The organism is Mesorhizobium sp. M7A.F.Ca.US.014.04.1.1, from assembly GCF_003998745.1.
Classification (GTDB): Bacteria; Pseudomonadota; Alphaproteobacteria; order Rhizobiales; family Rhizobiaceae; genus Mesorhizobium; species Mesorhizobium ciceri.
Genome location: NZ_RZRW01000303.1, coordinates 1 through 7,087, shown reverse-complemented (window position 1 = coordinate 7,087; position 7,087 = coordinate 1). Strand labels below are relative to the sequence as shown.

At 64.1% G+C, this 7,087-nt stretch carries 7 protein-coding genes and 1 pseudogene; 2 read left to right on the top strand and 6 right to left on the bottom strand.

Annotated elements, in window-relative coordinates; all coding sequences use genetic code 11:
* From EOA22_RS19855 to EOA22_RS19840, 4 genes and pseudogenes are all read right to left on the bottom strand, one after another.
* A pseudogene (locus EOA22_RS19855) lies at window positions 1–215 on the bottom strand (ABC transporter permease); the annotation flags it as partial.
* Window positions 203–1,243, bottom strand: coding sequence for an ABC transporter permease (locus EOA22_RS19850; protein ID WP_082826652.1), 1,041 nt, complete (start codon window positions 1,241–1,243; stop codon window positions 203–205). The pseudogene EOA22_RS19855 and the gene EOA22_RS19850, both read right to left, overlap by 13 nt.
* On the bottom strand, window positions 1,240–2,817 hold the full coding sequence (locus tag EOA22_RS19845) for an ABC transporter ATP-binding protein (RefSeq protein ID WP_063170102.1): 1,578 nt from the start codon (window positions 2,815–2,817) through the stop codon (window positions 1,240–1,242). The genes EOA22_RS19850 and EOA22_RS19845 overlap by 4 nt, the downstream gene beginning before the upstream one ends.
* Window positions 2,818–2,905: 88 nt before the next feature.
* On the bottom strand, window positions 2,906–3,910 hold the full coding sequence (locus tag EOA22_RS19840) for a BMP family ABC transporter substrate-binding protein (protein ID WP_013530296.1): 1,005 nt from the start codon (window positions 3,908–3,910) through the stop codon (window positions 2,906–2,908).
* 253 nt (window positions 3,911–4,163) lie between these two features.
* Here EOA22_RS19840 and EOA22_RS19835 point away from each other — a divergent pair, with 253 nt between their 5' ends.
* Window positions 4,164–4,748, top strand: coding sequence for an amino acid synthesis family protein (locus EOA22_RS19835; protein WP_063170103.1), 585 nt, complete (start codon window positions 4,164–4,166; stop codon window positions 4,746–4,748).
* On the top strand, window positions 4,745–5,329 hold the full coding sequence (locus EOA22_RS19830) for an amino acid synthesis family protein (RefSeq protein WP_063170104.1): 585 nt from the start codon (window positions 4,745–4,747) through the stop codon (window positions 5,327–5,329). Before EOA22_RS19835 ends, EOA22_RS19830 begins: the two co-directional genes overlap by 4 nt.
* Before the next feature lie 3 nt (window positions 5,330–5,332).
* On the opposite strand, the gene EOA22_RS19825 is transcribed toward EOA22_RS19830, so the two are convergent.
* Both EOA22_RS19825 and EOA22_RS19820 read right to left on the bottom strand, forming a co-directional pair.
* Complete coding sequence (locus EOA22_RS19825; RefSeq protein WP_063170105.1) at window positions 5,333–6,526, bottom strand: amidohydrolase family protein; 1,194 nt, start codon at window positions 6,524–6,526, stop codon at window positions 5,333–5,335.
* 44 nt (window positions 6,527–6,570) lie between these two features.
* Window positions 6,571–7,087, bottom strand: a 517-nt coding sequence (locus tag EOA22_RS19820; protein ID WP_164755657.1) for a MarR family winged helix-turn-helix transcriptional regulator, incomplete at its 5' end; no start/stop codon positions are given.

The following is a 7,087-nucleotide window of genomic DNA, read 5'->3' as shown; positions in this document are numbered from 1 at the left end:
ACGCCGCAGGCGACGCCCGCCAGTGCGGAACCGGTCCAGATCGAACCAAGGACGGCGAAGAAGGCGCCGACCAGCATCTGCCCCTCGAGGCCGATGTTGAAGATGCCGGCCTTGGTGGTGAACGAGCCGCCAAGCGCGACCAGAAGGATGGGCGCGGTGGTGCGAAGCGTCGCCGCGATCAGCGCGACGTTGATGAGCTTGTCTAGAATTTCCATCGCCGCTCCCCTGCCTGGCTGTCGCCGCGCTTTCTCACCAGCACCTGGGCCGACACGCTGAGGATGATCAGCGCCTGGATCACGGTGATGATTTCGCGCGACGCGCTGGTATCGACCTCAAGCAGCAGCGATCCGTTGCGCAGGGCGCCGAAGAACAGTGCGGTGAAGATGGTGGCGACCGGCGAGCCATTGGCGAGCAGGGCGGCGATCAGCCCGTCGAAGCCGAAACCGGGAGCAAATCCTTCCATGAAGCGGTGGTGGACGCCGAGCGTCTCGACGCCGCCGGCCAGCCCGCCGACGGCCCCCGAAAGCAGCAGGACCAGGAAGCCCTGCCGTTTCACGTTGACGCCGCCATATTCGGCGAATTTCGGCGCCGAGCCGACCATCGTGACGCCGTAACCCCATCTGGTGTAGCGGAAGACAAGGGCCGCGCCGACCGCCAGCACCAGGCCAATGACCAGGCCCCAGTTCAACCGCGAAAAAGTGAAGATCTCCGGCAGATAGGATGTCGCCAGGATCGGCGGCGTCTCCGACCAGCCGCCCGGCCGCTTGAACAGGAAGATGGTGAAATAGGATGTGAGCAGCACCGCCACGTAGTTCGACAGGATCGTCGAGACGACCTCGTTGGTGTTGTAGCGGGCGCGGAAATAGGCGGGGATGGCGACCCAGGCCGCGCCTGCCACGATCGCCAGCGCCAGTGCTGCCAGCGTGTGGATGCCCGCGGGCAGGGGCATGGCAAAGCCGACCCAGGCGGCGGCGAAGCCGCCGAGGAACAGCTGGCCCTCGATGCCGACGTTGAACATGCCGCCGCGCAAGCCGATGCAGGCAGCGACACCGCAGATCAGGATCGGCGTCGTCTGCAGCAAGGTCCCGGCAATCTTCTCCTGATCGCCGAAGGCGCCGCGCAACAGTGTCATGAACACACGCACCGGGCTTTCGCCGACCATGAGGATGATGATCGCGCCCATCAGCAGTGCCACGCCGATGGCGATGACCTGGCCGGAAACGGCATGCAAATGGTCTTTCATGATGCGGTCTCCGCGGCGAATTCCGGTGCGGCCACGCCTGCCATCATCATGCCGATGCGCTCCTCGTCGGCGTCATCGCCAGAGACCTCGCCCATGATCCGCCCGTTGAACATCACCAGGATGCGGTCGGCAAGGGCGGCCAGTTCGTCGAGTTGCACGGAAATCAGCAGGATCGCGCGGCCGGCGGCGCGCTGGCGCATGATCTCGTCATGAATGGCCTCCTGGGCGCCGATGTCGACGCCGCGCGTCGGCTGGTCGATCAGCAGGAAATCGGCGCCATTGGTGAATTCGCGTGCCAGAACGACCTTCTGGATGTTTCCGCCCGAAAGCCGCTTGACCGCATCGCTCGGTCCGCGCGCGCGAATATCGAAGCTCTTGATCAGCGTTTCGGCGTTTTGATTTATGGCATTCCAGTTGAGCATGCCGCCACGACTCCATGGTGCACGATGCTGGCGGCCCATCAGGGTGTTGGCCGCTATCGAAGCGTTGCGATCGACCCCGCGTACCATGCGGTCGCCTGGAACATGGGCGAGGCCTGCCTGGCGGATCGCGGCGGGCGAGAGATCGGTGAGATTCTGGCCCTTCAGCCAGGCCCCGCCATGGCTTGCCGGCCGCAGGCCCGAAAGCACTTCCGCCAGCTCCGTCTGTCCATTGCCGGCCACACCCGCGATCCCCACCACCTCGCCGGAGCGGACCGTGAAACTGGCATCGCGAAGGGCCGGCAGCAGGCGATCGTCGCGCGCCCACAGATCCTTCACTTCGAGCACTACGTCGCCGTGCAGCGAAGCGCGCGGCCGGCGGTCGAAGCTGACCTCGCGGCCGACCATCATGTGCACCAACTGGTCCTTGCTGAGCTCGGCCGTCGGCCGGGTCGCCACCTTCCTGCCGTTGCGCAGCACCGTCACCGTGTCGGACACTTCCATCACCTCTTCCAGGTGATGCGAAATGAAGATCACCGTCATGCCCTCGGCCACGAAGCTGCGCAGCGTCTGGAACAGTTCGCGGCTTTCCTGCGGCGTCAGCACCGCGGTCGGTTCGTCGAGGATGATGGTGCGCGCGCCGCGCACCAGGACCTTCAGGATTTCGATGCGTTGCTCTATGCCGACCGAGAGCAGCCCGACGCGCTCGGTCGGATCGACCTGCAGGCCGAAGCGCTTCGACAGGTCGCGCGTTCGCGCCACCTGCGCAGCGTGGTCGATAAGTCCATGGCGACGGATTTCCATGCCGAGAAAGACGTTGTCGGCAACCGAGAGCGAGGGAACCAGCTTGAAATGCTGGTGAACCATGCCGAGGCCGGCCTTTATCGCGACGGACGGATCGGCGATCACGATCTCTTCACCGTTCAGCCGGATCGAGCCTTCGTCCGGCTGCAAGAGGCCGAACAGGATGTTCATCAGCGTCGTCTTGCCGGCACCGTTCTCGCCGATGATGGCGTGGATCTCGCCGCGGCGGACCGCAAGGTCGATGCCGTCATTGGCCACGAATGCGCCAAAACGCTTGGTGATGCCGGTCAACTCGACGGCCATCGCGGCATTGCTGTGGAGGGTCGGCGACCCCGGCGTGTTCGACAACATGGCTCTCGCAGATTGGACACTGATCCGCCGCGGCAAGCCGCGGCGGATCAGTCTAGCGCTTTCTTGGGAGGGAGGCGCTGGTGTTGGCTTATTTCGCCTTGGCGATCACGATCTTGCCGTCGACGATGCCCTTTTTGATCTCGTCGAGCTTGGCGGTCATCTCTGCCGGGATCTTGGCGGCGATGTCATCGCAGACCTTGACCTCGACACCGCCCGAGGCGAGGTCGAAAGTGCGGGTGCCGGCGGTGATCTTGCGGCCCTCGACCTCGTCCTTGATCAGCGTATAGACGGCGATGTCGCCGCGCTTCAGCATGCTGGCGAGCACATTTCCGGGGGCCGAGCCGCACATGTCGATGTCGACGCCGATCGAATATTTGTCGACCGCGGCACTTGCCTGCATCACGCCTTCACCCGTCGGGCCGGCGACGTTGTAGACAATGTCGGAGCCTTGGCCGTAAAGCGCCTGGGCAAGTTCGCTTCCCTTGGCCGGGTCGTCGAAGGTTCCGGCGAAGACGGAGTTCACCTTGACGTCGGGCGCGGCATATTTGGCGCCTTGCTCGTAGCCGCCCAGGAAGTTGCGGATCACCGGGATATCGCGGCCGCCGACAAAGCCGATGGCCTTGCCGTCGCCGATCTTGTCGAAGGCGGTGCCCTTAGCTTCGATCATGCCAGCAAGCGCGCCGGCGACGAAGGATCCCTGCTCCTCGGCGAAATTGGCGTAGATCATCTTGGGGTTGTCGAGGACGCCATCGATGAACACGAAGCGCTGGTCGGGATATTCGGCGCTGACCTTTTGCAGCGAGTCCACCAACTCCCAGCCCATCACGAAGATGAGGTCGTATTGCTTGCCCTTGGCGAGATTCTCGAACTGCTGCTGGTAGTCGAGCGCGCGATTGCCGGTGTCGACCAGCTTGAGGTCGATGCCGAAATCGGTCTTGGCCTTGTTGAGGCCGTTGACGATCGAAACGCCAAAACCCTGTGCGAAATATCCCGAGATCGCGGCCACGGAAACCTTGGCCTGTGCGGCGGCCGGTCCGAACGAAATGGCAAGCATCGTGCCGGCCAGAAATAAACTCTTGAGCGCCCTTTTCATGTCATTCCCCTTCAGCTTTTTTCAGCTTTTGAAGCCACGCTTTGACCATCCCCCACACATCGCCGGGACAACGGCGAGTTCGTTGATGGTCATATGAGTTTAGGAGCGGCTTAACAGGCTGTCAATCGTCATCCGATGCAGTTTTCTTGGCCCTTCGCCCGCTTGCTCGACGTCTGTGCTTGACAAATGTCGATAGGCATAATTGTTGATACTCTAACGAGTTTTATGAACGACGGGATGAAGGAAGAGAACAATGCCGGCTGTGGTGGTCAGGAAATTTCTGGTTCAGATCGAAGAGATATTCCATGAGGGCGGACCCCACGCGGCACGTCCGCTCAAGCGAGGCGCGATCGTCGCGCTCATCGCCAACCCTTTTGCCGGACGCTATGTCGAAGAGATCACCGGCTTCATGGAAGACCTGAAGCCGCTCGGTCTCGATATGGCTCGGCGCCTGATCGACTCCATTGGTGAGGGCGGCCAGGCCATCGAAGGTTATGGCAAGGGTGCCATAGTCGGCGCCGCCGGCGAGCTTGAACATGGCGCGCTCTGGCACAATCCGGGCGGCTACGCGATGCGCGAACTGCTCGGCAATGCCAAGGCGATCGTGCCTTCGACCAAGAAAGTCGGCGGCCCCGGAACGCGCATCGACATCCCGATCACGCACATAAACGCCTCCTATGTGCGCAGCCATTTCGATGCAATCGAGATCGGCATTGCCGATGCGCCGCGCAGCGATGAAATGGCGGTCATCCTGGCGATGACCACCGGCGCACGCGTTCATGCACGGGTCGGCGGCCTTGCCGCCGCCGACATCAAGGGTGAGGACGGACTGCGATGAGCCCGGAAATCCGCCGTATCATCACCATCGTCGAGGAAACCCGGATCGAAGGCGGGCGGCCCGTCGATCCGCCGACGCGGCGTGCCGCAGCCATTGCGGTCATCCGCAACCCCTATGCGGGTACCTACGTCGAGGATCTGTCGGCACTCAGCGCCATCGGCGAAGCGTTGGGAGATATCTTGCCCAGGCGCGCCGTCGCTGCTCTGGGCATTGCCGGCAACCGGGTCGAGAGCTTCGGCAAGGCGGCCGCCGTCGGCGCCGATGGCGAGCTCGAACATGCCGCCGCCATCCTTCATCCAAAGCTCGGCGCCCCGTTCCGCGACGTGCTCGGCAAGGGCGCCGCGCTCATTCCCTCATCGAAGAAGCGCGGCGGCCTCGGCGTGCCGCTCGATATTCCGCTCGGCCACAAGGACGCGGCGCGGGTGCGCAGCCATTTCGACGGCATGGAGGTTCGTGTTCCCGACGCACCGCGTGCCGACGAGATCGTCGTCGCTATCGCCGTCACCGATTCCGGCAGGCCGCACCCGCGCGTCGGCGGGCTGACCAAGGACAAGATTGTCGGCATTGACGGCGTCGGCTGACCGTCAGGCCGCCAGGACTTCCGGCACCCGCATCGCCGGAGGCGTATTTCTGCTCCGGCCTGTCCGCACCTCGCCGTCGATCACGACCATGCCAATGCCTGGAAGATTGCCGAGCGCCACGCTGTCGAGCAGCCCGTCGCCGGCACCGCCGATCGCTTGATCCATGAAGATCAGGTCGGCGGCGCGCCCCACCTCGATGATGCCGCGATCATCCAGTCCGCGCACGCGCACCGTGTTGCCGCTGGCAAAACAGAACGCCACTTCCGGCGCGATACCACCAAGCGAAGCCAGCATGGTCAGGGTCCGCAGGATGCCGAGCGGCTGGACGCCGGATCCGGCCGGGCTGTCGGTGCCGAGGATGACGCGCGAAAGTTCGCCGCGCTGCCTTGCCAGGTCGAGCACGAACAGTCCGGTGCGCAGATTGCCGTTATGGACGATTTCAAGCGCCCTCGAACCCTTCTCGCAGATCTGCCGTATTTCCGCCTCGGGCAGGGCGGTTGGCCCGCCATTGACGTGGGCGACGATGTCGGCGTCGACCTCCAGCACGACATCCGCGCCGATGCGGCCGGAGCCGGGCAGCGACGGGCCGCCTGTGTGGGTCATCGAGGTCATGCCGTATTTGCGCGCCCAGGCGATCATCTTCCGGCCGGTCGGCCCATCCTTGACGCCGCCAAGCCCGACCTCGCCGACAAGCGTCACGCCGGCCTCGGCGAGACTGCGGAAGTCTTCCTCGGTAAGGCCGGGTTCCAGGATCGGTGCCCCGGCCAGGATCTTCATGCCGTTCGGACGGAAGTTGGAGAAGGTGCGCTGCGCCGCGATCGCCAACGCCTTCAGCCCGACAAGATCGCGCGGTCGGCCCGGCGTGTGGACTTCCCCCGCCGAGATCATGGTGGTGACGCCGCCATGCACGGTCGAATCCATCCAGCCGATCTGGTTCTGCCGGGGCGTCCAGTCGCCGGCCACCGGATGGGCGTGGTTGTCGATAAGACCCGGCGCGACCGCACAGCCCATCGCATCGATGATCGTCGCCGCGCTGCCGCCATCAATGTCGCCTGCCTTGCCAATGCCTGATATGCGTCCATCGCTCACGACGATGGTGTCGGCGTCGATGATCGGTTGTGCGAGATCGCCGCTCAGCATGAGACCGATATTGCGGACGACGAGCGTGTTGGCAGACGACTGGAGGTCGGACGACATCGGTTCTCACTTTTGCTGTTATGGAAAAAAGGACTGGACGCGGCTTATTTGCCGCCGTCGCCATTCGTTGGGTCGTCGTCATTGATGCGCTGGAGCAGGCGAAGCAGCGTCGCCTGCTCAGCCGGGGAGAGCGGCGACAGGAACCGCCGCCCGACCTCGACGCTGCGTTCGAGCCGTTCCAGCGTATAGTCGGTCCCTTTGCTGGTCAGCGCGATCATCGTCAGGCGTTGGTCGGTTTCGGAGGCGCTGCGCGTGATCAGCCCGTGTTTGAGCAGTTTGCGCATGACGATGCTGATGGTCGACGGGTCCATCGCCGTCAGCCGGCCGAGATGGTTCTGCGAGACTTCGCCATGCTTGAGGATCGTGGCGAGCGCCGCGAATTGCGTTGGCGAAAGGTCTTCGCCGGCCATGACCTGCTGGAAGCGCAGTGTCGCGCGCTGATGCGCCCGGCGGATGACGTGCGCCGGGTGACGGTCCAGTTCATAGCCGGTCTCGGCGTATTGCTGCAGCACTTGCTCGCGGCTCGGGGGGGCATCGCCGCTCGGCGTTTTCGAGGTCGCG